The sequence below is a fragment of the Litorilinea aerophila genome (genome assembly GCF_006569185.2).
In the GTDB taxonomy this organism is placed as follows: Bacteria; Chloroflexota; Anaerolineae; order Caldilineales; family Caldilineaceae; genus Litorilinea; species Litorilinea aerophila.
On the sequence record NZ_VIGC02000075.1, the window covers coordinates 1 to 1,930 of the forward strand.

Consider the following 1,930-nt stretch of genomic DNA (forward strand, 5'->3'; position numbering starts at 1 on the left):
GGCCGGCCGCCAGGAAGACCGTGCGCCATTCCCGCAGCGCGACGCCGCCATGGGCTGCGGCAACCGCGCTGACCAACGCCCAGCTGACCAGGGCGGCCAGCAGCCACTGCTGCCGGCGTTGCCACGGGGCGAGTCCACCCTGGAGCTGGGCGGGCCTGGTGGCCGGCCGTGCCAGCAGGGAATGCGCGACCGTCAGGACCACGCCGCCCAAAACGCCCACGTCGATCAGGCCCAGGGCGCGGTGGGGAAGCAAGGGCAGGTTCACCCCAAAGTAAAACGGCAGCCCGAAAGCCAGGGTGGCCAGCCAGAGGACGGGGTGCCAGACGGCGATGTAGGCCAGCAGGGCCAGACCGGCCAGGCAGAGCCACCAGCCCTGTGCCAGAAGGCCGGTCGCCAGGGCCGCCCAGGCCATGGCAGCCAGGGGCCAGGGATTGCGCCGCACCCACCCGGGCCACAGGCGCTGAAGGTGCTGGACTGCCCTGCCGTGGGCTATCACCTCGGTCCCCGACCGTAGCCGGGGACCGAAGGCCAGGAGCAGGCCCCAGCCGCCCAGCAGTACCAGGGCCATGCCCGGCCATCGTGGTGGCGGTGGCGCGGGTAGGGCATCCACGGCCACGGCCCGCAGGGGAACCTGGCCCCAACTGCGCCAGATCTCCAGCCGGACCCGGTGGCTGCCCCCGGCGGCATCCCGGTGAATCCGAATCCAGCGGGGGCTGGGGCCTGCCGTGCCCTGGGCTTCGGGCGCGTAAAAGGTGTGGTACCCCGCAAGCTCTCCCAGGCTGTTTCGATTGCCGGGGATGGCCGGCAGCAGGTTGGCTGGCTGGCCGTCCACCGTCGCAAACAGGTAGCCCCAGTAGTCACCCATGGCGATCTGGAGGGCCAGCTCATGGCCCTGGTATTCGAATTCCACCACGCCCGCCGGCATGGTCCAGGGATCGGGCGGTTCAGCCGGGTCGGCACCCTGGCGATTGACATACCATCCCGCTGGAGCGGTGTAGTGAAAGGCTGGGCTATCCATGGTAGCCACCGTGCCGCTGTGCAGCCGTTCCACCGGCTGAGGCGTCGGTGCGGCCGGTGGAACGGAGGCTGCCGGGCCAGAGAGCCACAGCCAGGCACTGCCGGCCAGCAGCGCGATGAGCGCCAGTGGCCAGAGCCAGCGGCGTCCATCTGCCAGGGGAACGAAAGTGCGAGGGCGGGGACTGTCGGTTGCCATGGGCGCCATGGTATCATAACCAGGCCAAAGCGCCGAATGATTTGCCCTGCTAAAAGCGTGGGGCTCATCTACCACAAATGTGGGCTACCCACCCCGGTTTCGCGAGGAACCAAACAGGTTCGCACATATTGGGGAGATGAGCCAGGCGTGGACCATCTGGGGCGCGCCCCAGGCCCGGCGAAAATTGACCGGGCCTGGCATGCACGATATAATCGAGGTTGTGCCTTTTTGCGGCATCGGTGACATCAGGTGTGGCCCCGGCGGCACCGAAACGACGCCACGGTTGAACAACGCCACGGTTGGCATCGACATCTCAGGATCCTGGGGTGGGCACCTGATGACCTTTGGGAAAGGGAAGTCAAGCCATGGGCGAACAGCCTCACGATCATCCCGAAAATCCGCTGGAAGAGCTGGCTGCCCGGCTCAGTGGACGTCTGGCCCGCAAACCGGTGGATTTGCACGAAAAGTCCGCCACTCACGTGGAAGGCGGCCAGATCTCCATGAAAGAGTCGGCGGCACGGTCCATCCGGGCCAGCGCCCTCCATATGGAGGACTCGGCGGCCGGCTACGTGCGTGCCGGCTCGGTGGATGCCGGCGAAAGCATGATCGGCGTGGCCGTGGCAGGCAATGCCACCTTGCGGGATGTGACCAACTCCGCCCTGGTGGCCCGCCATGTAGAGGCGGACCATGTGCGCACGGTCTTCCTGGCGGCCGGCC

1 protein-coding gene and 1 pseudogene are annotated in these 1,930 nt (G+C 67.9%); one reads left to right on the forward strand and one right to left on the reverse strand.

Annotation, left to right across the window (positions count from 1 at the left end; all coding sequences use genetic code 11):
* Positions 1 to 1,213 (reverse strand): annotated as a pseudogene (locus FKZ61_RS23650) (hypothetical protein); the annotation flags it as partial.
* A 365-nt stretch (positions 1,214 to 1,578) separates the two neighbouring features.
* Between FKZ61_RS23650 and FKZ61_RS23655 the strand changes: the two are divergent.
* Positions 1,579 to 1,930 (forward strand): hypothetical protein (locus FKZ61_RS23655; protein WP_141612631.1); only part of this gene is annotated, 352 nt, incomplete at its 3' end.